General features: G+C 51.5%; 26 protein-coding genes. 9 read left to right on the top strand and 17 right to left on the bottom strand.

Going from position 1 to position 26,166, the window contains the following annotated elements; genetic code table 11:
- The first annotated feature begins 98 nt into the window (after nt 1-98).
- From lolC to cobB, 5 genes are read left to right on the top strand one after another with little or no spacing between them, the layout of a single operon-like run.
- Nucleotides 99-1,298, top strand: coding sequence for a lipoprotein-releasing ABC transporter permease subunit LolC (lolC, locus tag OLG56_RS13010; RefSeq protein WP_176202686.1), 1,200 nt, complete (start codon nt 99-101; stop codon nt 1,296-1,298).
- Complete coding sequence (gene lolD / locus OLG56_RS13005; protein WP_001033714.1) at nt 1,291-1,992, top strand: lipoprotein-releasing ABC transporter ATP-binding protein LolD; 702 nt, start codon at nt 1,291-1,293, stop codon at nt 1,990-1,992. Before lolC ends, lolD begins: the two co-directional genes overlap by 8 nt.
- Nucleotides 1,992-3,236: a lipoprotein-releasing ABC transporter permease subunit LolE gene (gene lolE / locus OLG56_RS13000; RefSeq protein ID WP_000168091.1), complete on the top strand. Its 1,245-nt coding sequence runs from the start codon at nt 1,992-1,994 to the stop codon at nt 3,234-3,236. Before lolD ends, lolE begins: the two co-directional genes overlap by 1 nt.
- A 28-nt stretch (nt 3,237-3,264) precedes the next feature.
- Complete coding sequence (gene nagK, locus OLG56_RS12995; protein WP_023229318.1) at nt 3,265-4,176, top strand: N-acetylglucosamine kinase; 912 nt, start codon at nt 3,265-3,267, stop codon at nt 4,174-4,176.
- A gap of 18 nt (nt 4,177-4,194) precedes the next feature.
- Nucleotides 4,195-5,016 carry a Sir2 family NAD+-dependent deacetylase gene (gene cobB / locus OLG56_RS12990; protein WP_001191856.1) on the top strand — a complete coding sequence of 274 codons (822 nt, stop codon included), beginning with the start codon at nt 4,195-4,197 and terminating at the stop codon, nt 5,014-5,016.
- An 81-nt stretch (nt 5,017-5,097) separates the two neighbouring features.
- Here cobB and potD read toward each other — a convergent pair whose 3' ends face one another.
- From potD to potA, 5 genes are all read right to left on the bottom strand, one after another.
- Nucleotides 5,098-6,144, bottom strand: a complete 1,047-nt coding sequence (gene potD / locus OLG56_RS12985) for a spermidine/putrescine ABC transporter substrate-binding protein PotD (protein WP_000759329.1) — start codon at nt 6,142-6,144, stop codon at nt 5,098-5,100.
- A gap of 24 nt (nt 6,145-6,168) precedes the next feature.
- Nucleotides 6,169-6,948, bottom strand: coding sequence for a spermidine/putrescine ABC transporter permease PotC (gene potC / locus OLG56_RS12980; protein ID WP_000580299.1), 780 nt, complete (start codon nt 6,946-6,948; stop codon nt 6,169-6,171).
- Between the two features lie 315 nt (nt 6,949-7,263).
- Nucleotides 7,264-8,274, bottom strand: a complete 1,011-nt coding sequence (gene sifA / locus OLG56_RS12975) for an SPI-2 type III secretion system effector SifA (protein WP_079900475.1) — start codon at nt 8,272-8,274, stop codon at nt 7,264-7,266.
- Between the two features lie 328 nt (nt 8,275-8,602).
- Nucleotides 8,603-9,466, bottom strand: coding sequence for a spermidine/putrescine ABC transporter permease PotB (gene potB / locus OLG56_RS12970; protein WP_000799391.1), 864 nt, complete (start codon nt 9,464-9,466; stop codon nt 8,603-8,605).
- Complete coding sequence (potA, locus tag OLG56_RS12965; RefSeq protein ID WP_000531607.1) at nt 9,450-10,586, bottom strand: spermidine/putrescine ABC transporter ATP-binding protein PotA; 1,137 nt, start codon at nt 10,584-10,586, stop codon at nt 9,450-9,452. The genes potB and potA overlap by 17 nt, the downstream gene beginning before the upstream one ends.
- Nucleotides 10,587-10,836: 250 nt before the next feature.
- Between potA and pepT the strand changes: the two genes are divergently transcribed.
- Complete coding sequence (gene pepT / locus OLG56_RS12960; protein ID WP_079900474.1) at nt 10,837-12,066, top strand: peptidase T; 1,230 nt, start codon at nt 10,837-10,839, stop codon at nt 12,064-12,066.
- 3 nt (nt 12,067-12,069) lie between these two features.
- Nucleotides 12,070-13,404, top strand: coding sequence for a tetratricopeptide repeat protein (locus OLG56_RS12955; RefSeq protein ID WP_079900473.1), 1,335 nt, complete (start codon nt 12,070-12,072; stop codon nt 13,402-13,404).
- Nucleotides 13,405-13,443: 39 nt separating this feature from the next.
- Here the strand turns inward: OLG56_RS12955 and roxA are convergent, their stop codons facing one another.
- From roxA to rluE, 9 genes are all read right to left on the bottom strand, one after another.
- Complete coding sequence (gene roxA / locus OLG56_RS12950) at nt 13,444-14,565, bottom strand: [50S ribosomal protein L16]-arginine 3-hydroxylase (RefSeq protein WP_000456514.1); 1,122 nt, start codon at nt 14,563-14,565, stop codon at nt 13,444-13,446.
- Between the two features lie 80 nt (nt 14,566-14,645).
- Nucleotides 14,646-16,109, bottom strand: a complete 1,464-nt coding sequence (gene phoQ, locus OLG56_RS12945; RefSeq protein WP_001031687.1) for a two-component system sensor histidine kinase PhoQ — start codon at nt 16,107-16,109, stop codon at nt 14,646-14,648.
- Nucleotides 16,109-16,780, bottom strand: coding sequence for a two-component system response regulator PhoP (phoP, locus tag OLG56_RS12940; RefSeq protein WP_001537766.1), 672 nt, complete (start codon nt 16,778-16,780; stop codon nt 16,109-16,111). Before phoP ends, phoQ begins: the two co-directional genes overlap by 1 nt.
- A 126-nt stretch (nt 16,781-16,906) precedes the next feature.
- On the bottom strand, nt 16,907-18,277 hold the full coding sequence (gene purB, locus OLG56_RS12935) for an adenylosuccinate lyase (protein WP_000423763.1): 1,371 nt from the start codon (nt 18,275-18,277) through the stop codon (nt 16,907-16,909).
- 3 nt (nt 18,278-18,280) lie between these two features.
- Nucleotides 18,281-18,922, bottom strand: a complete 642-nt coding sequence (gene hflD, locus OLG56_RS12930; protein WP_001519653.1) for a high frequency lysogenization protein HflD — start codon at nt 18,920-18,922, stop codon at nt 18,281-18,283.
- 86 nt (nt 18,923-19,008) lie between these two features.
- Nucleotides 19,009-20,115 carry a tRNA 2-thiouridine(34) synthase MnmA gene (gene mnmA / locus OLG56_RS12925; RefSeq protein ID WP_000004540.1) on the bottom strand — a complete coding sequence of 369 codons (1,107 nt, stop codon included), beginning with the start codon at nt 20,113-20,115 and terminating at the stop codon, nt 19,009-19,011.
- A gap of 53 nt (nt 20,116-20,168) precedes the next feature.
- On the bottom strand, nt 20,169-20,630 hold the full coding sequence (locus OLG56_RS12920; protein ID WP_061377423.1) for an NUDIX hydrolase: 462 nt from the start codon (nt 20,628-20,630) through the stop codon (nt 20,169-20,171).
- 11 nt (nt 20,631-20,641) lie between these two features.
- A complete protein-coding gene (locus OLG56_RS12915) occupies nt 20,642-20,971 on the bottom strand; it encodes a lysozyme inhibitor LprI family protein (protein ID WP_000825956.1) in 330 nt (109 codons plus the stop codon).
- Nucleotides 20,968-21,633 carry a 23S rRNA pseudouridine(2457) synthase RluE gene (rluE, locus tag OLG56_RS12910; protein WP_001249412.1) on the bottom strand — a complete coding sequence of 222 codons (666 nt, stop codon included), beginning with the start codon at nt 21,631-21,633 and terminating at the stop codon, nt 20,968-20,970. The genes OLG56_RS12915 and rluE overlap by 4 nt, the downstream gene beginning before the upstream one ends.
- A gap of 171 nt (nt 21,634-21,804) precedes the next feature.
- Between rluE and icd the strand changes: the two genes are divergently transcribed.
- Together icd and tnpA are read left to right on the top strand one after the other, a co-directional pair.
- On the top strand, nt 21,805-23,055 hold the full coding sequence (gene icd / locus OLG56_RS12905) for an NADP-dependent isocitrate dehydrogenase (protein WP_000444508.1): 1,251 nt from the start codon (nt 21,805-21,807) through the stop codon (nt 23,053-23,055).
- Nucleotides 23,056-23,250: 195 nt separating this feature from the next.
- Nucleotides 23,251-23,709, top strand: a complete 459-nt coding sequence (gene tnpA, locus OLG56_RS12900) for an IS200/IS605-like element IS200F family transposase (RefSeq protein WP_000502119.1) — start codon at nt 23,251-23,253, stop codon at nt 23,707-23,709.
- 261 nt (nt 23,710-23,970) lie between these two features.
- On the opposite strand, the gene cmoB is transcribed toward tnpA, so the two are convergent.
- From cmoB to OLG56_RS12885, 3 genes are read right to left on the bottom strand one after another with little or no spacing between them, the layout of a single operon-like run.
- Entirely contained in the window at nt 23,971-24,942 is a 972-nt protein-coding gene (gene cmoB / locus OLG56_RS12895) for a tRNA 5-methoxyuridine(34)/uridine 5-oxyacetic acid(34) synthase CmoB (RefSeq protein ID WP_000569035.1), read from the bottom strand.
- Nucleotides 24,939-25,682, bottom strand: coding sequence for a carboxy-S-adenosyl-L-methionine synthase CmoA (cmoA, locus tag OLG56_RS12890; RefSeq protein WP_000019607.1), 744 nt, complete (start codon nt 25,680-25,682; stop codon nt 24,939-24,941). Before cmoA ends, cmoB begins: the two co-directional genes overlap by 4 nt.
- Before the next feature lie 40 nt (nt 25,683-25,722).
- Nucleotides 25,723-26,118 carry an MAPEG family protein gene (locus tag OLG56_RS12885; protein WP_000252975.1) on the bottom strand — a complete coding sequence of 132 codons (396 nt, stop codon included), beginning with the start codon at nt 26,116-26,118 and terminating at the stop codon, nt 25,723-25,725.
- Between the last annotated feature and the right edge of the window lie 48 nt (nt 26,119-26,166).

Genomic DNA, 26,166 nt, shown 5'->3' with positions numbered 1-26,166 from the left:
TCAGAATAACGCTGACGAACTCTTACGGTTCAGACATTTACGCATTCCGCTTTCGCTTATATACTCGGGACTTTGCTAACAGCAACCAGACGGATTACATGTATCAACCTGTCGCTCTATTCATCGGCCTGCGTTACATGCGCGGGCGTGCAGCAGATCGCTTCGGTCGCTTCGTTTCCTGGCTTTCCACTATCGGCATTACCCTGGGGGTGATGGCGCTGGTCACGGTATTGTCGGTGATGAACGGTTTTGAGCGCGAACTGCAAAATAACATTCTTGGTTTGATGCCTCAGGCCATCCTCTCTGCTGAACATGGTTCTCTTAACCCGAGTCAGATGCCGGAAAAAGCGGTGAATCTGCAAGGCGTTAACCGTATTGCGCCGCTGACGACGGGCGATGTCGTACTGCAAAGCGCGCGTAGCGTTGCGGTTGGCGTGATGTTGGGTATCGATCCGGCGCAAAAAGATCCGTTAACGCCGTATCTGGTCAATGTGAAGCAAAGCGAATTACAGCCGGGTAAGTATAATGTCATCCTCGGCGAGCAGCTCGCCGGACAGTTAGGGGTCAACCGTGGCGATCAGATTCGGCTAATGGTGCCATCTGCCAGCCAGTTTACGCCAATGGGACGCCTGCCCAGCCAGCGTCTGTTTACGGTGATTGGCACATTTGCCGCCAATAGCGAGGTCGATGGCTATGAAATGCTGGTCAATATTCAGGACGCGTCGCGTTTAATGCGCTATCCGGCAGGCAATATTACCGGCTGGCGTCTGTGGCTGGATGAACCGCTGCAAGTCGATACCCTCAGCCAACAGACGCTGCCGCAAGGCACGAAGTGGCAGGACTGGCGCGAACGCAAAGGCGAGTTGTTCCAGGCTGTGCGCATGGAAAAGAACATGATGGGATTGTTGCTGAGTCTCATCGTGGCGGTCGCGGCTTTTAACATTATTACTTCGTTGGGCCTGATGGTCATGGAGAAGCAGGGCGAAGTGGCGATTTTACAAACTCAAGGGCTGACGCCGCGACAAATTATGATGGTCTTTATGGTGCAGGGCGCCAGCGCCGGGATTATCGGCGCGCTGTTGGGCGCCGCGCTGGGCGCATTGCTTGCCAGCCAACTAAATAACCTGATGCCGATCATCGGCGCGTTTCTGGATGGCGCTGCGTTGCCCGTGGCGATAGAGCCATTACAGGTGATCGTTATCGCGCTGGTGGCAATGGCCATCGCGCTGCTTTCTACGCTTTGTCCTTCCTGGCGCGCTGCCGCCACTCAACCCGCTGAGGCTTTACGTTATGAATAAGATCCTGTTGCAATGCGACAACCTGTGCAAACGCTATCAGGAAGGCACCGTACAAACCGACGTGTTGCACGATGTCAGCTTCAGTATCGGCGAAGGCGAAATGATGGCGATCGTCGGCAGTTCCGGTTCGGGTAAAAGTACGTTGCTGCATCTGTTAGGCGGGCTGGATACGCCTACCTCTGGCGATGTGATTTTTAGCGGCCAGCCGATGAGCAAACTCTCTTCTGCGGCAAAAGCGGAATTACGTAACCAGAAACTGGGGTTTATCTATCAGTTTCATCATCTCCTGCCGGATTTTACGGCGCTGGAAAACGTGGCGATGCCATTATTAATTGGCAAAAAGAAACCGGCGGAGATTGACGCTCGGGCGCGAGAAATGCTGCACGCCGTAGGGCTGGAGCATCGCGCAACCCATCGACCTTCGGAACTTTCCGGCGGTGAGCGCCAGCGTGTCGCGATAGCGCGCGCGTTGGTGAATAACCCGCGTCTGGTACTGGCGGATGAGCCGACCGGTAATCTGGATGCGCGTAATGCCGACAGTATTTTTGAGCTTCTGGGCGAGTTAAATCGTCTGCAGGGAACCGCGTTTCTGGTGGTGACTCACGATTTGCAACTGGCGAAACGTATGAGCCGCCAGCTTGAGATGCGCGATGGTCGCCTGACGGCGGAACTGAGCCTGATGGGGGCTGAGTAATGGCGTCGCCTTTATCATTATTAATTGGGTTGCGCTTCAGCCGTGGGCGGCGGCGCGGCGGTATGGTTTCGCTCATTTCCGTCATTTCTACCATCGGTATCGCGCTGGGCGTGGCGGTATTGATTGTCGGTTTAAGCGCGATGAACGGTTTCGAACGCGAGTTGAACAACCGTATTCTGGCGGTGGTTCCACACGGGGAGATTGAAGCGGTCAATCAGCCGTGGACTAACTGGCGTGAAGCGCTGGCAAAAGTGCAGAAGGTGCCGGGCATTGCCGCCGCCGCGCCGTATATCAATTTTACCGGCCTGGTAGAGAGCGGGGCGAATTTGCGCGCCATTCAGGTTAAAGGCGTCGACCCTAAGCAAGAGCAGCAGCTTAGCGCGTTACCGTCATTTGTGCAAAATCACGCCTGGGATCATTTCAAAGCGGGCGAACAGCAGATCATTATCGGCAAAGGTGTCGCCGATGCGCTGAACGTGAAACAGGGCGACTGGGTGTCCATCATGATCCCCAATGCGAATGCCGACCATAAGCTGCTCCAGCCCAAACGCGTGCGTTTGCATGTCATCGGGATTCTGCAACTGAGCGGCCAGCTCGATCACAGCTTCGCCATGATCCCGCTTGAGGATGCGCAGCAGTATCTGGATATGGGGTCCAGCGTTTCCGGTATCGCGCTTAAAGTCCATGACGTGTTTAATGCGAACAAACTGGTGCGTGACGCGGGTGAGGTGACTAACAGCTATGTCTACATTAAGAGCTGGATCGGCACCTACGGCTATATGTATCGCGATATCCAGATGATTCGAGCCATTATGTATCTGGCGATGATTCTGGTGATCGGCGTGGCCTGTTTTAATATCGTTTCCACCTTAGTGATGGCGGTAAAAGACAAAAGCGGCGACATTGCGGTATTAAGAACGCTGGGGGCGAAAGATGGTTTGATTCGTGCCATTTTCGTCTGGTACGGACTACTGGCGGGCTTGCTGGGCAGCTTGATTGGCGTGGCGATCGGCGTTGTCGTTTCGCTTCAGCTTACCGCCATTATTAATGGGATTGAAAAGGCGATCGGGCATCAGTTTTTGTCCGGCGATATCTATTTTATCGACTTCCTGCCATCCGAATTACATTGGCTGGACGTTGTTTACGTACTGGTCACGGCGTTGTTGTTAAGCTTACTGGCGAGCTGGTATCCGGCGCGGCGGGCGAGCAACATTGACCCTGCGCGAGTATTGAGCGGCCAGTAATCGCGGAATATAAAAACAAGGAGCGGTGATGTATTACGGGTTTGACATTGGCGGAACAAAGATTGCGTTAGGCGTATTTGACTCAACGCGGCGGCTACAGTGGGAAAAACGGGTTCCCACGCCCCATACCAGCTATAGCGCCTTTTTAGGCGCCGTGTGCGAACTGGTCGCGGAAGCCGACCAGCGATTTGGCGTAAAAGGGTCGGTAGGGATTGGCATACCCGGTATGCCGGAAACCGAAGACGGCACGCTGTACGCCGCGAATGTCCCGGCAGCCAGCGGTAAGCCGTTGCGCGCCGATCTCAGCGCCCGACTGGATCGCGATGTGCGTCTGGACAATGACGCTAACTGTTTTGCCTTGTCCGAAGCCTGGGATGATGAATTCACGCAATATCCTTTTGTTATGGGGCTTATCCTCGGCACCGGCGTCGGCGGCGGCCTGGTGCTAAACGGGAAGCCGATTACCGGTCAGAGCTATATCACCGGCGAGTTTGGTCATATGCGTTTGCCGGTTGACGCGCTAACGTTGATGGGGTTTGATTTTCCTCTCCGCCGTTGTGGATGCGGTCAGATGGGCTGCATTGAGAATTATCTGTCCGGGCGCGGGTTTGCGTGGCTATATCAGCATTATTATGATCAATCGCTGCAGGCGCCGGAGATTATCGCGTTGTGGGAGCAGGGCGATGAGCAGGCGCACGCGCATGTTGAGCGCTATCTGGATTTACTGGCGGTTTGTCTGGGGAATATACTGACGATTGTCGATCCCGATTTATTGGTGATCGGCGGCGGACTATCGAACTTTACTGCAATAACAACGCAACTGGCGGAAAGACTGCCGCGCCATCTCCTCCCTGTTGCCCGCGCGCCGCGCATTGAGCGTGCGCGGCATGGGGATGCAGGTGGGATGCGCGGTGCTGCTTTTTTACATCTTACCGACTAATCAAAAAAAGAGGTTGTTATGCAGTCGCGTCGGTTTCATCGATTAAGCCGCTTTCGTAAAAATAAACGTCTGTTGCGTGAACGTCTGCGCCAGCGGATCTTTTTCAGAGACAGAGTGGTGCCGGAAATGATGGAAAACCCAAGAGTATTAGTCCTTACAGGTGCAGGAATTTCTGCAGAGTCTGGTATTCGTACGTTTCGCGCGGCGGATGGCCTTTGGGAAGAGCATCGGGTTGAAGATGTGGCGACGCCGGAAGGATTCGCCCGTAATCCGGGTCTGGTGCAGACATTTTATAATGCCCGCCGTCAGCAGCTTCAACAGCCGGAAATACAACCCAATGCGGCGCATCTGGCGTTAGCGAAGCTTGAAGAAGCGCTTGGCGATCGCTTTTTGCTGGTGACGCAAAACATCGACAATTTGCATGAACGCGCGGGCAATCGCAACATCATTCATATGCATGGCGAGCTGTTGAAGGTGCGCTGTTCGCAAAGCGGCCAGATTCTGGAATGGAACGGCGATGTGATGCCGGAAGATAAATGTCACTGCTGCCAGTTCCCGGCGCCGCTACGTCCGCACGTAGTATGGTTTGGCGAGATGCCGCTTGGCATGGATGAAATTTATATGGCGCTGTCGATGGCGGATATTTTTATCGCCATTGGCACATCCGGTCATGTCTATCCGGCTGCGGGTTTTGTGCATGAAGCAAAACTGCACGGCGCACATACGGTGGAACTGAATCTTGAGCCAAGCCAGGTCGGCAGCGAGTTTGAAGAGAAGCACTACGGCCCGGCAAGCCAGGTTGTGCCGGAATTTGTTGATAAATTCCTGAAAGGGCTGTAGTGCTGTTTGCCCGGTAACGCCTTATCCGGCCTACATTTCACGTTACGTTCATCTGTAGGCCCGACAGGCGCTTTGGCTGAATTAGCGTCCTGCTTTTAGCTTCTGATAATACTCTTCATAAATGGCGCTGGCGTCGCCGACATCGTTTTGCCACTCGCCTTTGCTGATGGTTTGCGCATCCGGATAGAGCGACTTATCATTGGCGACCTCCGGGCTTAACAGCTTACGCGCCGCCAGGTTGGGGGTAGGGTAGCCGATGGTTTCTGCCACCTCTTTCGCGACGTCAGGACGCAGCAGGAAGTTGATTAGCTTCAGCGCGCCCTCTTTATTTTTCGCGTTCGCCGGAATAGCCAGGCTATCCATCCAGAAAATACCGCCTTCCTTCGGCCAGACGACCTCCAGCGGCGTGCCAGCCTGACGAGCAACGAAGGCTGAACCGTTCCACACCATCCCCAGGTTGACTTCCCCTTCCATATACGGATTCGCCGGATTATCGGAGTTGAAGGCCGCTACGTTCGGCATCAGTTTTTTCAACTCTTCATATGCCGCTTCGATCTCTTTCGGATCGGTAGTGTTACCGGAATAACCTAGCTTGCGCAGCGCCATCTGGAAGACTTCTCGCGCATCGTCGGTTAAAAGCAGGCTGTTTTTATATTCCGGTTTCCACAAGTCAGCCCAGCTGGTAATGGTTTTTGGATCGATAGCATCGCTGTTCACGCCAATCGCCGTTGCGCCCCAGATATACGGAACAGAATAATCGTTGTTGGGGTCAAACGGTTTGTTGAGCATTTCCGGATCGAGGTTGTGGAAATTGGTTAATTTCGACTTATCGATCTTCTGGATCATGCCTTCTTTGCGCATTTTGTCGACATAGTATGTAGAAGGAACAACCAGGTCATACGCGCCATCTTTATAGGTTTTGAGTTTGGCATACATGGTTTCGTTCGACTCGTAGGTCGAATAAATCACCTTAATGCCGGTCTCTTTAGTGAACTGTTCCAGCAGGCCCGGCGGTACATACTCAGTCCAGTTATAGAAATAGAGCGTGTCGTTGTCGGAGGCATGAGCGGCACTCATACCCAGCGCCAGGGCGCCCGCCGCGAGCAGGTGGCGTGACCATTTTTTCATTTAACGTCCCCTGAATTACGGGCCTTATCGGCCCTTGGTTTTATCACGAGCAATAAGCTGGCTGGCAATGACCATTACCAGAGACAGCACCAATAAAACGGTCGCCAGCGCGTTCACTTCTGGTGAAACGCCGACTTTTACCATGGAATAAATCTTTAAGGGTAAAATTTCATAGCCCGGCCCGGTGACAAACGACGAGACCACGACATCGTCCATCGACAACGTAAAGCTCAGCAACCAGCCCGCCGCCACCGCCGGCATCGCCAGCGGCAGAATGATTTTGCGTAAAATCGTTACCTCACTGGCCCCCAGGTCTTTTGCGGCTTCCAGCATTCTGACATCAAAGCCTTTCAGGCGCGAATAGACCGTGACGACCACAAACGGCAGGCTAAAGGTGATGTGCGAGAACAGCAACGACCAAAAGCCCAGTTGAATGCCGAGTAACATAAACAGCACCAGCAGGGAGATCGCCATCACGATATCCGGCGACATCATTACTACAAACAGCATCCCGCTGACGAATGGCTTCCCGCGAAAGCGGTAGCGATAAAGCGCCACCGCGGTTAACGAGCCAATCAACGTGGCGAAGGTCGCTGAAAAAATCGCCATCGTCAGTGAATGTTGAGCGGCCTGCAACAGACTGTCGTTATTGACCAGGAGTTCGTACCATTTAGTGGTAAAGCCCTGCCAGTTAATGCCGAACCGCGAACTGTTGAAGGAGTTCACAATCAGAATAATGATGGGAATATACAGATACGCATAGATGGCAGTCATGAAACCGCCACGGAGCAGCCGACCGATCATTCAAGTTCCACCTTCTTATTCAGAGGATGGGGTGCTTTTAGAGTATTGAAAATGATCAATTTTTTCTCTTCTCCAAAATCTCTCCAAAACGTCTCGCGGTTATCAGCAGCCAGGAAGAAGCAAGCTGCCGCTTGAAGCCGCGAATTTTACAACAAATTGCCAGACGAGCGGGAAAAAAAGGCCATTTAAATGACTATTCTCATCCGATCCGGTCATATGCGGCATTATTGCACCAGGCAAGAGGTTACTCTGTAGGCAAACATGGAGTACGTGAGTAAACCCTGAACGTGACGTTTGAGAAAGCGTCGTCTGATTTTATAAAAAACAACATAAACAGCCGCTTTGTTGTTCTGAGCGAACGTGTAGCGTGGTTAACTGTTCTTCCGCCATTTTTTGTATAGCCTGGGGGTTTATTCTAAAAATGGCGTGAAAAACCTGATCAGAGATGGCTTCGATTATCTCAGCTAACATGCTTAGGCTGGCGCTGGGATCCGTTACGAGGAACGCCTGAAACGTCTTATCCGCCAGTAAAACCTCTTCTACCATTTTTTCAATAGGTATGTGGGTATGCGGTGGTGGTATTTCAAGCTGTTTTAAGCCACACATCGTCATTGTTTCTAAAAATGCGTTTTGCTGAGTACTTTCGGATATATTCGCATGCTGTAAAATGCGCGTTGTCTTTTCAATCCCAGACTGAATTTTCGCTGCCAGGTAGGTTACCTTTTCTTGCGTTTTCCACTCATCTAAATTTCCTTTTCTCCATTCAGAATATAAATACCCCTCTATGTTGTCTAATGGAACCGATAATGTCGGCGCGCCAGCAGGATTGAGACATAATGTCGAAGGGAGGGGGTAATCTACGATTTCGCTATATCTTCTATTAATCATGGCCGTCATTTGTGGATGCGGTTTTAAAATATCGGGGCGATCTTTTATTAAAAAATAAGCATTCCCCATGACTTCACAGGTAAAGGCATCGGTATTTTGAGTGATACGTAACAATTCGTTCTCTTCGTTTTGATCCATGATGCGAAGAATAATAGTGTCATCATTTTCATTAGGATTATAAACCTGAAATCTATCTCTTTGTGATGCGCAGGCTAACTCTTTTAACTCAAAAAAAATCTCTGTAAGCCGCTCTCGTGTGGGGGTGCGATCGGCAAACAACATCTCATGTAGACAACGGTCCGCTTTTGCTTTGCCAGTAGAAAAAAAGAAGTCTTTAATTTTTTCCCATAAAACTTTCCACCATGCTTCTTTCGTATTCCTTGGGGAGTTGGTAAGGATTTCACTTTTTAAAAAACCATTCCCTATAGTAATCGGCATATTAATCTCACTTATACTGGAGTAAAAATGACTACATAATTGATTAAATCGGCCCTTTCTATCTCCACTGCGGGCGCATCGGATGTAATATAATTTTTAAAAGAGACTGGCAATCAGTATAAAACCTGAGAGCTTCGCGTATAAACGCATTACTGTCTGTGATAGCGTCGCTACAGGTAAAAATAAAAGAAGGCCTGGCGCGGATGATGCTGTAGATTTGCAATACTGGCGGCAACTGCTTTCATGCGTTTTTTATGCCGGAGGCATGAAGTTTACCCTTAAATAAACTTCATGCCTGAATGCGTGTGGATTTGTTAGCGTTGCGCAATTAATCGCTTATATCACTCACCTTCTTATTCAATAAGCGGGAAGCCCGCCAGTAAATCAACAGCATGAGTCCCATCACAATGGTCAGCGTAATGCTGGTCGCCGCGCCAAACGGCCAGTCGCGAATATTCAGGAACTGTACCTTAATGACGTTACCAATCAGCAGGTTTTTCGCGCCACCCATTAAATCGGAGACGTAGAACAGGCCCATTGCCGGTAGCATCACGAGCAGGCAACCGGCGACAATGCCCGGCATGGTTAATGGAATAATGATGCGGATGAACGTTTGCATTTTACTGGCGCCGAGATCGCGTGCGGCCTCCAGTAGCGGTTTGTCGAGCTTCTCAATGCTGGAGTAGAGCGGCATGACCATAAACGGCAGCAAAATGTAAACCAGGCCGATAATAACGGCGCTCGGGGTGAACATGATGCGAATCGGCGTATCAATCACGCCCAGCCACAGCAGGAATTCATTGAGATAGCCTTTAGTGCTCAGGAATATTTTCAGCCCATAGATGCGGATCAGTGAGTTGGTCCAGAAAGGAACGATCAGCAAAAACAGCAATAACGGACGTATCTTTTCCGGTAACTTCGCCAGGAACCAGGCAAAAGGATAGCCCAGCACCAGGCAGGAGAGGGTGGCGATCAGCGCCATATTCAGAGAGTGCAGGAGCACTTCAAAATAGAGCGGATCGAGCAGGCGTGCGTAGTTATCCAGCGTAAAGACCATCTTGACGAAACTGGCGTCGTCACGGGTCAGAAAGCTGGTGCCAATGATCATCAGGTTGGGCAGAAAAACAAATAACACAAGCCAACCGACGATAGTGACAATCACTACATTCTGGAATTTACTTGTGTTCTTCATCAGCCAGTACGACCTCCCAGCTTTCTACCCAACTAATGGCCATTTTTTGGTCAAGAGAATGGTCGAAGTCAGGATCGTCTTCGTTGAAGAATTCGCTGACCATCACCATTTTGCCATTTTCCAGTTCAACCACCGACTCCAGCGTCATACCTTTATAATTGCGCTCGCGCACGTAGCCGATAAGCCCTTCGATGTGGTTATCATCGTTGATCTCTTCGACGCGTAGATCTTCCGGTCGCAGCAGGACGTTCAGTTTTTGGCCCGGTTCGACAGCGAAATTGACGTATATATTGCACTCCCGACCTTCTACGCTGGCGCGGACGCGCTGTTCATCAAGCCGTTCAATGACGGTTGCGTCAAAGCGGTTAATTTCGCCGATAAAACCGGCGACAAACAGGTTTTTTGGCTCTTCATAGATTTCACGCGGCGTGCCGTCTTGCTCAATCACGCCATTACGCATTACCACGATACGATCGGACATGGTGAGCGCTTCTTCCTGATCGTGAGTGACAAAAACAAACGTGATACCGAGTTTACGCTGTAATGCTTTAAGCTCGTTCTGCATTTGTTTGCGCAATTTATAGTCCAGCGCGGAGAGCGATTCATCCAGTAATAACAGGCGAGGTTTATTCACCACCGCGCGAGCGATAGCCACACGCTGCTGCTGTCCGCCGGAAAGCTGGTGCGGTTTACGTTGTGCAAACTCTTCAAGCTGCACCATACGCAGCGCATCGGTCACGCGAGGCGCTATCTCGGCGGCTGGCGTTTTTTGCATCCGTAAGCCAAACGCGACATTTTCAAACACCGTCATATGCGGAAATAAAGCGTAGCTTTGAAATACGGTGTTCACATAACGATTTTCGGCGGGAACGTGGGTGATATCCTGGTTATCCAACATGATATGCCCGGCATCAACGGTTTCCAGGCCGGCAATCAGGCGAAGAACGGTTGTTTTACCACAGCCGGAAGGGCCAAGCAGCGTGAGGAATTCGCCATTGTTAATGGTCAAATCCAGTTGCGAAATGACCTCTTTGCCATCGAAACTTTTGCTAATTCCAGACAAAAGCACCAGCGGTGAAAGCGAACGCGGTTGATTATTCAATTTCTTACTCTGTCCCATGTAAACGCAACGGATGGCTGACCGCTGCGGGGTTTGTGGTTAACCACCTTAATCACTCTTAATGAGGGCGGTCATTCTACGGCAAACCACTGTGATCGCCAATCCTTGTTGCGAATTACTGACTTAGCTTTATAGTCAGAAAGCGTGTCAAAGTGAAATATTCTTGTTTGCAGGGATAAAAGTGACCTGACGCAATATTTGTCTTTTCTTGCTTATTAATAATGTTGTCACGAAAAGTGAGGGTGACTGCATGGATAAACTACTTGAGCGTTTTTTACACTACGTATCGCTGGATACCCAATCAAAGTCGGGTGTTCGGCAGGTTCCCAGCACTGAGGGGCAGTGGAAGTTACTACGTTTGCTCAAACAGCAGCTCGAAGAGATGGGGCTGGTTAACATTACATTAAGTGAAAAAGGGACGTTGATGGCGACGCTCCCGGCCAATGTTGAGGGGGATATTCCCGCCATTGGTTTTATCTCCCATGTGGATACCTCTCCGGATTTCAGCGGTAAAAACGTTAACCCGCAGATTGTCGAGAATTATCGCGGCGGCGATATAGCATTAGGGATTGGCGATGAGGTGTTGTCACCCGTGATGTTCCCGATACTGCATCAATTACTGGGACAGACGCTGATTACTACCGATGGTAAGACATTGCTGGGCGCGGACGATAAAGCCGGCGTTGCGGAGATCATGACCGCGCTGGCGGTGCTGAAAGGTAATCCTATTCCCCACGGCGACATTAAAGTGGCGTTTACGCCTGACGAAGAGGTAGGGAAAGGCGCGAAGCACTTCGATGTTGAGGAGTTTGGCGCGCAGTGGGCCTATACGGTCGACGGCGGCGGCGTGGGCGAACTGGAGTTTGAAAACTTCAATGCCGCCTCGGTGAATATCAAAATCGTCGGCAATAACGTGCATCCCGGTACGGCGAAAGGTGTGATGGTCAATGCGCTGTCGTTGGCGGCGAGGATTCACGCGGAAGTGCCGGCGGATGAAGCGCCTGAAACCACTGAAGGTTACGAAGGGTTTTATCATCTGGCCAGCATGAAAGGCACCGTTGACCGGGCCGAAATGCACTACATCATTCGCGATTTCGACCGTAAGCAGTTTGAAGCGCGTAAACGCAAAATGATGGAGATTGCCAAAAAAGTCGGTAAGGGGCTGCATCCGGACTGCTATATCGAACTGGTGATTGAAGACAGTTATTACAATATGCGCGAAAAAGTGGTTGAGCATCCGCATATTCTCGATATCGCCCAGCAGGCCATGCGCGACTGTCATATTACGCCGGAGATGAAACCGATTCGCGGCGGTACAGACGGGGCGCAACTGTCGTTTATGGGCTTGCCGTGTCCTAATCTCTTTACCGGCGGATATAACTATCATGGTAAACATGAGTTTGTGACGCTGGAGGGGATGGAAAAAGCGGTACAGGTGATTGTACGTATCGCGGAGCTGACGGCGAAGCGCGGCCAGTAGCGAATGTTACGCATTGTGGTGAAGCGTTTTATTATTTATGGCGGGATATTTTCCGCCATCAATTTTTCTGCCTGGAGCGCCGAATATACGCCTTCCTGGTCCCAGCGCCAGCAACAATCTGCAGCATGTTTTATGACCGGCGATGAAACCTGCATGACGTTTATTGATGATGCGGTGAGGCTGGCCTCGCGGCAATATGGCAAACGCTCAATACAGCTTGTTCGTAGCCTGCTATTACAAAGCGATATTTATCAATGGCTGGGTAAACCAGAGTTAACGCCGCAAATGCTGCTGCGAGCGCGGGCAATCATGAAAACATTTTCGGCGGGCACTTATCCGGGCGATCGGGCCGATATGTTTGAACACCTGGCGGCCTTTTATGTTTACGGTGACGATCGCCATATAGAGTATTCACCTACAGAGCAGTGGCGATACGAGATCAAGGTTGATTACCGTCAGCGGATAGCCTGGCAAGAGCAGGCATTAACGTGGCGTCTTAAAGACAAAAAGGCATCGACGGAAGCATTGGTTTATACCTTAAACAGGATGCGCGATGCTTATTCTGATGCGCTGGAAGAGCGGGATGTCGAATGTGATAGTGCGCGTAAAGCCTATTATTTGGCGAAGATAGACGCAACGGAGCGGCAGTGGCTGAACGTTATTTTACGGGATAAAACCTGGGATAATCGTGAGCGCGTCGCCTCTTTTTTGCAGCAGAAAGCGGATATTGCTTATAATGCAGGGCATATTAGCGAGGCGATTAATGCGCTAAGTCAGGCGCTAAAAATTGAGCAAACGCTTTATGGCGCCGAATTCGGCGAAATGACGGTTGACAGCAATAATCTTGCTGGCTTTTATGCACAGGGCCATCATTATAAGGAAGCGAAAGATCTCTACCTTAAACTTATCGCGTATTACCAGAGCCGTTTAACGCCAATGGCGACGGTAATATCACGATTACGCTTTTATTTGCCCGAAAACATCGACCTGGACAGTACCTCCCTCTATCTCCCATTGCTGGAAGAATATAAACGTCGGCAGTCCGACGTATCCATGGTGTTGTATGGTATTTCGCTGCTTTATCAGAATAATCAACAGCTTGAACAAGCAAAAGACTTTGCGGAACGCGCCTTTACGCTTGATGCCGTAGCTTATCCAGCAAAGATGCAGTATGAACGATTACAGCAACTGGCTAATATTGCCGAAGGTCTTGGCGATAACGTACTGGCGCGGCGCTATCGGCAAATGTCATTTCGCCATCGAATGGCCCACTCGATTTATCCGGGCGATCCGCAATATAACGATTTCGCCAAACCTGGCGGCGATCGTTGTGGATAGTTTGCGTCAGCCCGGCGGTCGCCGGGCATTGCGATGTTCTTATCCTTCGAAAAACCAGTATCCGCTATTCACCAGCGCCGCCAGCATCGCGAGGAAGGACGGGTCTTCCAGCGCATCGCCGAAGTTTTCAGCGGTCAGTGCAATATGACTGGCGAGCGCCTCCAGAGCGGGGCGATGCGGAGAGTCTATTTTTTCGCCATTCGCATAGACCTCATCGCCGATACGCAATACGCGAAGCCCGCCGAGACGTACTAATACCTCGCCTTGCTTTAAGGCATCGTAAATTTCATCAGGCTGATACGGCGGCTCCGGCGGCGCAATATCCAGTTCGTGGCGTGACTGAGAGAGAAACTCGCCAAGCCACTGTTGGAAATGCGCGGGTTGATTGATCAAATCGAGCATCATATTACGCAGTTTATCCATCTCCTGCGGCAGGATATCCGCCGGATGCTTGCGGGACGGCATATCCGGATCGCTGTAGTATGTATTGCCCAACTCCCGTTGCAGGACGTAATCGGCAAAACCGCTGATCAGCTCACGGCTATTGGGCGCGCGAAAACCGACCGAATAGTTCATGGCGTTTTCCAGCGCATAGCCTTCATGCGGGAATCCTGGCGGAATATACAGAATGTCGCCCGGCTCCAGCTCTTCATCAATAATGGCCTCGAACGGATCGACTTGTAACAGGTCGGGATGCGGGCAGTGCTGACGCATTTGCAGCTTTTCGCCCACGCGCCAGCGACGGCGACCAGTTCCCTGGATAATAAACACATCATACTGATCCAGATGCGGGCCAACGCCGCCGCCGGGAACGGAAAAGGAGATCATCAAATCGTCGATACGCCAGTCCGGCAGAGCGCGGAACGGGCGCATCAAGGCGGCGGTTGGTTCATGCCAGTGGTTTACCGCCTGTACCAGCAGCGACCAGTTGCTCTCACCCAGATGATCGTAGCTTTCGAAAGGGCCATGGCTGACCTGCCATTTGCCATCCTGATGGCTAACGAGACGACTGTCGATTTCGCTTTCCATCGCCAGCCCCGCCAGCTCATCCGGCGAGAGCGGATCGATAAAGTTGCTAAACCCACGTTTTAAGACCACCGGGCGTTTTTGCCAGTGGCGTTCAAGAAAGTCGGGCCAGTTAAGAGTTAATTGGTATTCCATGTTAAGTATCCGCAGGCTGGTATCTGACACCGATTATAACGGATGCTTAACGAGATGCGTGGAAGAACGCACAGAAATGTTTATTCCTCTTTCTGTGTGGGATGCTGTCGGCCAAAAACGACCTCCATACGGGCACCGCCGAGCAGACTGTCGCTGGCAATGATTTGCCCGGCGTATTGTTCCGTAATCTCGCGCGCGACAGCCAGCCCCACGCCTTGTCCTGGTCGCAGGGTATCGGCGCGCTGACCGCGATCAAACACCAGGGAACGTTTGCTGTGGGGTATGCCTGGGCCGTCATCTTCGACGAAAATATGCAAATGATCGTCGGTCTGGCGAGCCGAAATCTCGACAAACTCCAGGCAATATTTACAAGCGTTGTCCAGTACGTTGCCCATTACTTCGACAAAGTCGTTTTGCTCGCCGACAAAACTGATCTCTGGTGAAATATCCATACTGATATTCACCCCTTTACGCTGATAAACTTTATTTAGCGCAGAAATCAGGTTATCTAACAACGGCGCGACGGGATGCAGTTCGCGGCTTAACAACACGCCGCTACCGCGCATACTGGCGCGATGTAGATAATAGCCAATCTGCTGGGAAATCCGGCTGATCTGTTCCAGCATCACCGGTTCAGCTTTGCTGACGCTCATCTTTTCGTTGCGTAAAGAGCGTAACGTACTCTGCAAAACCGCGAGCGGCGTTTTTAAACTGTGCGTCAGGTCGGTCAGGGTCGTGCGATATTTGTTATAACGTTCACGCTCGCTTTTGAGCAGTTGATTAAGGTTGCGCACAAGGCTGGTCAGCTCACGCGTCGTCTCCGGATTGAGCATTTCGCGGTGATGATCTTCAAGCTCGCGGACTTCCCGTGCCAGCGCCTCGATAGGGCGTAAGCTCCACCAGGCGGCGATCCACAGTAAAGGAATGACTAACAGTAAATTGGCAGCCAGCACGTATACGAACCAGCTCCACACCATATAGGAGCGTTTTAGCTCTATCGGAATGGTATCGACCACCACGATGGTTAACTGCGGCATCCGCGCCGTGGCAGGATAAATATTTACCGCTACCGAGTGGGTCATCTCCGCATCATCGTCATCTTCACGTACTTCTTTGAGTTTTTCCTGCGCGGAATGGTCTTCGCTCAACAGCGTGCTGGTGGCGTCTACGTTGGTTTCAATTTCATGGAAGCCGTTCGTTTTTAACCATTCCGGTTGAATGCTTTTAATCAACCAGGGGATGTTGCGCTGCGTCCATAATAATTTGCCCGTTTCATCGTAAATAAGGGTCATGGTCGGACTTTGCATGTCCAGATTTTCAGGCAGCTCAACGCTGATTTTATTATTTTCCCATTTGGCGAGGGTATAAAACAGGTTGCTTTCGCCGCGCAGCAGACGAAAGGTGGTTTTATCAAAACTTACGCTATAGCCGACCAGCGCCACTATGCCATATGCCAGAGAAAGCACCAGCACGACGCCGGCTGTCGCCAGCAAAAAACGAACCCGCAGCGACAGCGGCAGAAAATGGCGAGCAAATTTATTCATTAGCGCAATTCAAAAAGATATCCTTGTCCGCGTACGGTGGTAATGACATCGTGCGGATACTGGGCCTGTATTTTTTTCCGCAGACGCCCCATGAGAACATCAATGGTATGACTTTCCCGCAGTTCCGCATCCGGATACAGCTGAAGCATCAGCGAATCCTTGCTGACCACTTTACCGTTGTTACGGATAAGCGTTTCCATAATGGTGTATTCAAACGCCGTGAGTTTGATGACCTCTTCATTGACGGATAATTCCCGGCGTGAGAGATCCACCTGGAAAGGCGGGATGTTGATCACCTGGGAGGCCAGACCGCTATTACGGCGCATTAACGCCTGCATACGCGCCATTACCTCTTCGATGTGGAATGGCTTCGTCACGTAGTCATCGGCCCCGGAGCTGAGAACCTCGACTTTATCCTGCCAGCCTTCGCGCGCGGTTAACACCAGAACCGGCAGTGAAACATCACTGCTGCGCCAGCGGCGTATTAAGGAAAGGCCGTCTTCATCCGGCAGACCTAAATCGACAATAGCGATATCCGGAAGGTGTTCATTAAGGTAGTAATCAGCTTCCCTGGCATCTTCTGCGGCATCGACCTGGTGACCTGAATCCTGGAGCTGAACCTTCAGGTGGTGGCGTAATAATGCATTATCCTCTACAACCAGTACGCGCATCATCTCTTCTCCCTTGTGTTAACAATAAGAACAGTCTAGCGTTGATTATGGTGCTTTGGGGATAAACAGTTAATAAACCAGACAAATAGTCACCCTCTTTCTGAAGAAAAGAGGGTGAGGCAGGCATTATTTAAGTTCGTCGACCAGAGTCACAGCGCGACCGATATAATTTGCCGGCGTCATGGCTTTAAGGCGCGTTTTTTCTGCTTCCGGCAGGGCCAGACTATCAATAAACTGTTTCATTCCTTCGGCATCGACACGCTTGCCACGGGTCAACTCTTTCAGTTTTTCATATGGTTTTTCAATACCATAGCGGCGCATGACGGTCTGGATCGGTTCGGCTAATACTTCCCAGTTGTGATCCAGTTCGTCAAGCAGATGATCGCGGTTTACTTCCAGCTTGCTGACGCCCTTCAGGGTGGACTGATAAGCGATAAGCGCATAGCCGATGCCGACACCCAGGTTACGCAGAACGGTTGAGTCGGTCAGATCGCGCTGCCAGCGGGAAACCGGCAGTTTGTTTGCCAGATGGTGCAACACTGCATTAGACAGACCGAGGTTGCCTTCTGAGTTTTCAAAGTCAATGGGGTTAACTTTGTGCGGCATGGTAGAAGAACCGATCTCCCCGGCGATGGTTTTCTGTTTGAAATGGTTCAACGCAATATAGCCCCAGACATCGCGATCGAAATCGATCAGGATGGTGTTAAAGCGCGCGATACAGTCAAACAGTTCCGCAATATAATCATGCGGTTCAATCTGGGTGGTGTAAGGGTTCCACTGGATGCCCAGTGAGGTGACGAACTCTTCGCTGAACTGATGCCAGTCAACTTCCGGATAGGCGGCGATATGCGCGTTATAGTTGCCTACGGCGCCGTTGATTTTACCGAGGATCTCCACCTGGTTGAGCTGGCGGAACTGACGCTCCATACGATACGCCACGTTCGCCATCTCTTTACCCAGAGTGGAAGGCGTTGCCGGCTGGCCGTGGGTGCGGGAGAGCAGAGGAATGTCGCGATACTGCGTGGCGAGATCTTTAACCGCGTTAATCACCTGACGCCAGTAAGGCAGGATCACTTCATCGCGCGCGGTTTTGAGCATTAACGCGTGCGACAGGTTGTTAATGTCCTCAGAAGTGCAGGCAAAGTGGATAAACTCGGAAACGTCATGTAGCGCCGGGATCGCGGCGACTTTTTCTTTCAGAAAATACTCAACCGCTTTCACATCGTGATTCGTGGTGCGCTCAATGGTTTTAATGCGCGCGGCATCTTCTTCATTGAAGTTTGCAACAAGCGTATCCAGGTAACCGTTTGCGTCGGCAGCAAAAGCAGGAACTTCCTTGATCGCTGCGTGCGCGGCTAATTTCTGCAGCCAACGTACTTCGACTTGTACACGAAATTTCAGCAAACCGTATTCGCTAAAAATTCCGCGCAGCGCGCTGACTTTATCGCCGTAGCGTCCATCGACAGGGGAAACGGCGGTCAGTGAGGATAATTCCATAGATCATAACTCCGGGGTTAAATGAGCAAGAATTTGTTTTGCCTGAGTCGTCAGGCGATGACGAGAAAACATAAGCTGTAGGCGACCACCGCCTACCTGATGCCAGAGCACGGCTGCACGGATGCCTGCCAGTAGCGAAGCGCGGACTTTGGCCTGAACCTGCGGACTTTGCAGAACGGCCGGGGAGCCCGTCACCTGAATGCGTGGGCCCAATGGGCTAATCACATCCACGTAGATACCCGCCATGGCGCTCATTAACGTGTCTGACTGTAAATCAAAATGGTCAAGCTGGCGCTGCAGGCCGTTAATTCGATCGCCTAACGTATTCAACGCGCCTTTGGCGGATGACAGCTTGCGCTCCAGCACCATCAGGCTAAGCGTATAACGCGTCAGTTCGGCGTTAAGTCCTTGTCGGCTGCTGGCATTCAGCACGCCGAGCAGTGTTTCCAGACCAAGACGCAGGTTAGCTTCGCTGCCGCCGAACACGCCCAGAGTAGAACTGGGATTCATATCAATGACACTGTTGAGTGAAACGTGCAACGCGTCGGCATCACAGTGCCCCTGGTGCGCCAGTTGTTGCACCAGGCGTGCCGACTGGCAAATGCCAGACAGCGCGAGGGTGATGTCATAATAATTCTTTGCCACAATCACTGCTTCCTTGTATCAAATAAAATACACTTCATCTTTTAAGCCGCTTTGAGGCGACTTGAATGATGTTGTGTATTGAATAATCAGACCGTCAGCGGCAGTCGCTGCTCGATAATGCCGCCGCCCAGGCAGACTTCGCCGCTGTAAAAGACAGCGGACTGGCCCGGCGTAACGGCGGCAACCGGCTCGTCAAAAATGACCTCGATACGATCGTCATCCAGCGCGTTAATCGTGCACGGAATATCGGTCTGGCGGTAGCGGGTTTTTACCGTACAGCGCAGGGTGCCGGTGAACGGTTCGCGATCGACCCAATGTAGCTGCTGGGCGATGAGGCCTACCGACATCAGGCGTGGGTGCTCATGCCCCTGGGCGACAATTAACACATTGTTTTCAACGTCTTTATCCACCACATACCAGGGGTCTTCGCTACCGTCTTTGGTGCCGCCGATTCCCAGCCCTTTACGCTGACCGAGCGTATGATACATCAGACCCTGATGCTCGCCGATTTCATCGCCGTCAACGGTAATAATTTTCCCCGGCTGCGCAGGCAGATAGCGCCCTAAAAAGTCGCGGAACTTGCGCTCGCCGATAAAGCAGATACCGGTAGAATCTTTTTTCTTGGCGGTTACCAGCCCCAGATCTTCGGCGATTTTACGCACCTGCGGTTTTTCCAGCTCGCCAACCGGGAACAGACTTTGCGCAATCTGCTCATGGCCAAGCGTATAGAGGAAGTAGCTCTGATCTTTGTTGCCGTCGAGCCCGCGCAACAACCGGCTTTTGCCGTTTACATCCGCGCGGCGAACGTAGTGACCGGTGGCGATATAGTCGGCGCCTAAATCTTCTGCGGCAAATTCAAGGAAGGCTTTAAATTTGATCTCTTTATTGCACAGAATATCCGGGTTCGGCGTACGGCCCGCTTTGTACTCTTCAAGGAACAGTTCAAAGACGTTATCCCAATATTCTGCGGCAAAATTGACGGTATGCAGTTCAATGCCAAGCTTGTCGCACACGGCCTGCGCGTCAGCCAGATCGGCTGCCGCGGTACAGTATTCCTCACCATCGTCCTCTTCCCAGTTCTTCATGAACAGGCCTTCTACCTGATAACCCTGTTGTTGCAACAGCCAGGCGGAAACGGAGGAATCGACACCGCCGGACATGCCGACGATCACTTTTTTTGGGCTTTCTGACATTGGAATACTCGCGACATTGAACTTCAAGGCGGCGTATTCTATCACGCAGCCCTTTACTTGACACCCTCTGTAAACGGCCAGTTAAATTCGCCCACTATGGATAAGGGGTAACGTTGTCCCGTTTGATAACTGCGAATGCTTTCAGCCACCAGCGGAGAACGTAAATTCGGCGCGTTCAGAATCTCGTCGGCGCTCACCCAACGGCAGCAATCGATGTCATTGTCATGGGGGGCGGTCGCGCAAATATGATCAAGCTTGATGGCGAATAAAAAGCGCAGGAACGGGGTTTTATCCGGCGCAACCCACTGATGCATACGGATAAAATACTGTGGTTGTGCCGTGATGCCAGTCTCTTCCCACAGTTCTCGCGCGGCGGCCTGCGCCAGCGTTTCATCTGCCTCCAGGTGTCCGGCAGGTTGATTCCATAACGATTTACCGTTGATGGTCTCTTCCACCACCAGAAATTTATCTTCGGCATGTACGATGCAGGCAACGGTCACGTGCGGCTTGAACATAGGCATCCTTATTACAGCGGTTTATCAATGTGGTCATAGATCGCGTCAAGCTGTTTCAGACGCTCGTTATAAGCTTTTGTCAGGCAGGTGACGTCGGCCTTGCACTGCTGACGCTGTTTAAGCCAGCTCTGCTGGGCGTCCTGCAGCGCGCCGCGACTGCCCATCGCGAACAACCCTTTCAGAAACTGATATTTGGTGTGCATTTCCACGTCTTTATCATTCAGCGTCAGGTGCGCGCAGATAGCCTTTTCATCCGCAGCCTGCGCTTTCTGGCAGTCGAAGCTGGCCGCATTAACGGATAACGGTGTTAATAAAGCAAAAGCAATGAGAAGCCGTTTCATCTGTCTTTCTCCTGTGCGATCTCGCGCCACTGTCCATTATCGAGGCCGTTGAGCGTGTAGTCGCCCATGCTGTAACGAATTAATCGTAGAGTGGGATGACCGACATGCGCAGTCATGCGTCTTACCTGGCGGTTGCGGCCTTCATATAAGGTGACTTTTAGCCAACTGGTGGGAATATTCTTCCGTTCGCGAATCGGCGGGGTGCGCGGCCACAGCCAGTCAGGTTCCGCGACAATCTCAATACCGGCGGGCAGGGTAGGGCCATCGTTGAGCGTGACGCCAGTACGAAGCGCCTGCAGCGCTGCATTATCCGGGATGCCTTCTACCTGAACATAGTAAATCTTGCCGGTGCGCTTGCCCGGTTGCGTGAGGCGCGCCTGCAGCGCGCCGTCATTAGTCAGCACCAAAAGCCCTTCGCTGTCGCGGTCCAGGCGGCCTGCGGCATAAACGCCTTGCACAGGAATAAAATCTTTTAACGTGCGGCGACCTGCTTCATCCGTGAACTGCGGCAACACATCGTAAGGTTTATTGAACAAAACCACGCGCTTTGGCTGGTTTTCTTTCCGTGATTTAGATGCTTGTCGTGAGCTGAATCGCTTAACGTAGTGATTTCTAAAAGAAGTTTTTTGCATGGTGTTTTCAGAACTTATTAATTGCCGCATTATAGCGCAATAATGAGTGTCTTTCATGGCGGCAAACAATAGGGTAGTATTGACATGCTCATTACAAAACATTAACAAAAAATTGCTCTAACGCAGTCGTGCAGCAGGACGCCATTGCACATGCAGCGCGATGACAGACGAGCAAACCAGAAGCGCTCGAAGGAGAGGTGAATGGAAAGCAAAGTAGTTGTTCCGGTGGAAGGTAAGAAGATCACCCTGCAAAACGGCAAACTCAACGTTCCTGAGAATCCGATTATCCCGTTTATTGAAGGCGATGGTATCGGTGTTGATGTCACTCCAGCCATGCTTAAAGTGGTCGATGCCGCCGTCGAGAAAGCCTATAAAGGCGAGCGTAAAATTTCCTGGATGGAAATTTACACCGGAGAAAAATCCACACAGGTTTACGGCCAGGATGTCTGGCTTCCCGCTGAAACCCTTGATTTAATTCGTGATTACCGCGTAGCGATTAAAGGTCCGTTGACCACGCCGGTTGGCGGCGGTATCCGCTCTCTGAACGTTGCCCTGCGTCAGGAACTTGACCTGTACGTTTGTCTGCGTCCCGTTCGTTACTATCAGGGCACGCCAAGTCCGGTGAAACATCCGGAGCTGACCGATATGGTCATCTTCCGTGAAAACTCTGAAGATATCTACGCCGGAATTGAATGGAAAGCTGACTCTGCAGACGCTGAGAAAGTGATCAAGTTCCTGCGCGAAGAGATGGGCGTGAAGAAAATTCGCTTCCCGGAGCACTGCGGTATCGGTATCAAACCGTGTTCTGAAGAAGGCACTAAACGTCTGGTTCGCGCGGCGATTGAATACGCTATTACTAACGATCGCGATTCCGTCACGCTGGTACATAAAGGCAATATCATGAAGTTCACCGAAGGCGCGTTTAAAGACTGGGGCTACCAGTTGGCGCGCGACGAGTTCGGCGGTGAGCTTATTGACGGCGGTCCGTGGCTGAAAATTAAGAACCCGAACACGGGTAAAGAGATCGTGGTTAAAGACGTTATCGCCGATGCGTTCCTGCAACAGATCCTGTTGCGTCCGGCGGAATACGACGTTATCGCCTGTATGAACCTGAACGGTGACTATATTTCCGATGCCCTGGCGGCTCAGGTTGGCGGTATCGGTATTGCACCGGGTGCGAATATCGGCGACGAATGCGCGTTGTTTGAAGCCACTCACGGGACTGCGCCGAAATATGCGGGCCAGGATAAAGTCAACCCAGGCTCCATTATTCTGTCTGCGGAGATGATGCTGCGCCACATGCAGTGGTTCGAAGCCGCAGACCTGATTGTTAAAGGTATGGAAGGCGCGATTGCCGCGAAGACCGTGACCTATGACTTTGAACGCCTGATGGAAGGCGCTAAGCTGCTGAAATGTAGTGAGTTTGGCGACGCGATTATCGCAAATATGTGATAACGATAATTGTTAAAAACTAAAACGGGGACTTAACGTTCCCGTTTTTATTGTCTATGGAAAACCCCCAGCTAGGCTGGGGGTTCCGGAAAGCTTTCAGCTTTAAGCCAGTTATTAAAACCCCTTTTGATTTGTTAAAACATCTTGCGGTCTGGCAACTGCAAAAGTTCAACAAGAAATCAAAAGGGGGTCCCAATGGGGGACGAAAAGAGCTTAGCGCACACCCGATGGAACTGTAAATATCACATAGTTTTCGCGCCCAAATACCGAAGACAAGCGTTCTATGGAGAGAAGCGTAGGGCAGTAGGCAGCATATTAAGAAAATTGTGTGAATGGAAAAACGTACGAATTCTGGAAGCGGAATGTTGTGCAGATCATATTCACATGCTTCTGGAGATCCCGCCGAAGATGAGTGTGTCGAGCTTCATGGGATATCTGAAGGGTAAAAGTAGTCTGATGCTTTACGAGCAGTTTGGGGATCTAAAATTCAAATACAGGAACAGGGAGTTCTGGTGCAGAGGGTACTATGTCGATACGGTGGGTAAGAACACGGCGAAGATACAGGACTACATAAAGCACCAGCTTGAAGAGGATAAAATGGGTGAGCAATTATCGATCCCTTATCCGGGCAGCCCGTTTACGGGCCGTAAGTAACGAAGTTTGATGCAAATGTCAGATCGTATGCGCCTGTTAGGGCGCGGCTGGTAAGAGAGCCTTACAGGCGCATCTGAAAAACCTCCGGCTATGCCGGAGGATATTTATTCTCCTTGACCCGTCCTGAATAGCGTTGACCGCCTCGCGCACCCCGGTCACGTAGCTACCTACGTTCCCGGGGATTTGCTGCGTTGCCGCCTTGCTGCAACTTGAACTATTTTGGAGAAACGGTGCTATACGTAACGGTCATTCGGCAATCCATCACGGTTTACGCGCAATCAGCACCGCGCGCTGCGGGGCGGGATAGCCTTCCACCGTCTTGCTGCGATCGTTCGGGTCAAGAAAATCGGCCAGCGACTCGGTAACCATCCACTCGGTACGGCGCTGCTCTTCGGTGGTAGTGACGCAAACGTCAGCGATACGCACATCAATAAAGCCGCATTTTTCCAGCCATTTTTTTAATGCCGGCGCGGAAGGAATAAAATAGACATTACGCATCTGCGCGTAGCGATCCCCGGGCACCAAAACGGTATTTTCGTCGCCGTCGACGACCAGCGTTTCCAGTACCAGTTCACCCTCGTTGACCAACTGATCTTTTAACTGCCACAGATGCTCCAGCGGCGAGCGACGGTGATAAAGCACCCCCATCGAGAAGACGGTATCAAATGCTTTCAGCGCCGGGAGTTGTTCAATGCCCAACGGCAGCAGATGCGCGCGCTGATCGTTACCCAACAGTTTACGCACCGCCTCAAACTGGCAGAGGAAAAGCTGCGTAGGATCGATGCCGACCGCCAGATGTGCGCCTGCGCCAATCATCCGCCACAGGTGATAGCCGCTGCCGCAGCCGACATCAAGGATCGTCCGGCCGGTTAAATCTGACAGATGCGGCAGTACGCGATCCCACTTCCAGTCGGAGCGCCATTCGGTATCAATATCTACGCCATAAAGCGAGAACGGGCCTTTACGCCACGGCATCAGATTACGCAGCAATGTATCAATACGCTTTAGCTGACCTTCGCTGAGCGGCGTTTCGCTTTCCGCCGTGACGCTGTGCAGTAAATCCAGCCGCCAGGGCGTCATTTCCGGTAAAAATTCTACCGCGTTCGACCACTGTTTAAACAAGCCATGCTGCTGCTCGCGTTGCCAGGCGGCAATCTGCGCGGGCAATGTTTCCAGCCAGTGGGAGAGGTGATTTTTAGCAATGAGCTGATAAAAGTTACCAAACTCGATCATGCGGCAACTCCGGCTTTTAACGCGACAAGCGACCCGAAATTAAAGCACTGGAACCACAGTTCGCTGTGTTCGAAACCCGCCTTACGCAGGCGCGCTTTATGTGTTTCCACCGAGTCGGTGAGCATCACGTTTTCCAGCATACTGCGCTTCTGGCTGATCTCCAGTTCGCTGTACCCATTCGCGCGTTTAAAATCGTGGTGCATGTTGAATAACAGCTCGCCCACTTTCGCGTCTTCAAAGCTAAATTTTTCCGACAGTACCAGCGCGCCGCCGGGATTCAACCCCAGGTAAATCTTATCCAGCAATGCCTGGCGTTCGGCAGGTTCAAGGAATTGCAGGGTAAAATTCAGCACCACCATCGAGGCGTTTTCAATAGTGATATCGCGGATATCGCCTTCAACAACTTCAACCGGCGTTGGCGCTTTATATGCATCAATATGGCGGCGGCAGCGTTCAATCATGGCCGGGGAGTTATCGACGGCGATAATGCGACAATGCTCATGGCGGATATTACGCCGAACAGACAGCGTCGCGGCGCCCAGCGAGCAGCCCAGATCGTAGACCTGCGTGTTCGGCTGCACAAAGCGTTCAGCCAACATGCCAATCATGGAGATGATGTTGGAGTAGCCCGGTACCGAACGCTGAATCATGTCGGGGAAAACTTCGGCTACTCGTTCATCAAAAGTCCAGTCGCCGAGACGGGCGATAGGCGCAGAAAAAAGCGTGTCGCGGTGAGACATAACGTATACATCCGGGAAAAATAAAGGCGCATATTGTGCGCTAATACAGGGAGAAAACCAACTCCCAGGGCATATACCACAGGTTTGCCAGCACCATCAGCAACAATGCGCACCAGGTCGCGCTCATCCCCGCCCGCCGCCAGCGGAACAGACGGTGGTGAAAACCGTAATAATGCATCAGCCGACCGGCGATTAAAATGATGCCGCAGATATGCACCATCCACGTTTCGGCGCCGTTCATTTCCATAAACAGCAGCAGCACCAGCGCGACAGGAATATATTCCACCGCGTTGCCATGAATACGGATGGCGCTTTGCAATTCGCTAAAACCGCCGTCGCCATAGGCGACACGGTACTGCATTCGCAAGCGAACGACATTAAAAGAGAACTTCATTAATAATAACGCACCCAAAACGGCATACAGCGCGCTTACCATACAAACTCCCTTTTAAAATGGCTGATGGCACTGTCTATGATAGGGGGC

The sequence above is a fragment of the Salmonella sp. 2018103 genome (assembly GCF_026247685.1).
In the GTDB taxonomy this organism is placed as follows: Bacteria; Pseudomonadota; Gammaproteobacteria; order Enterobacterales; family Enterobacteriaceae; genus Salmonella; species Salmonella enterica.
This window is presented reverse-complemented; position numbering and strand designations above follow the sequence as displayed.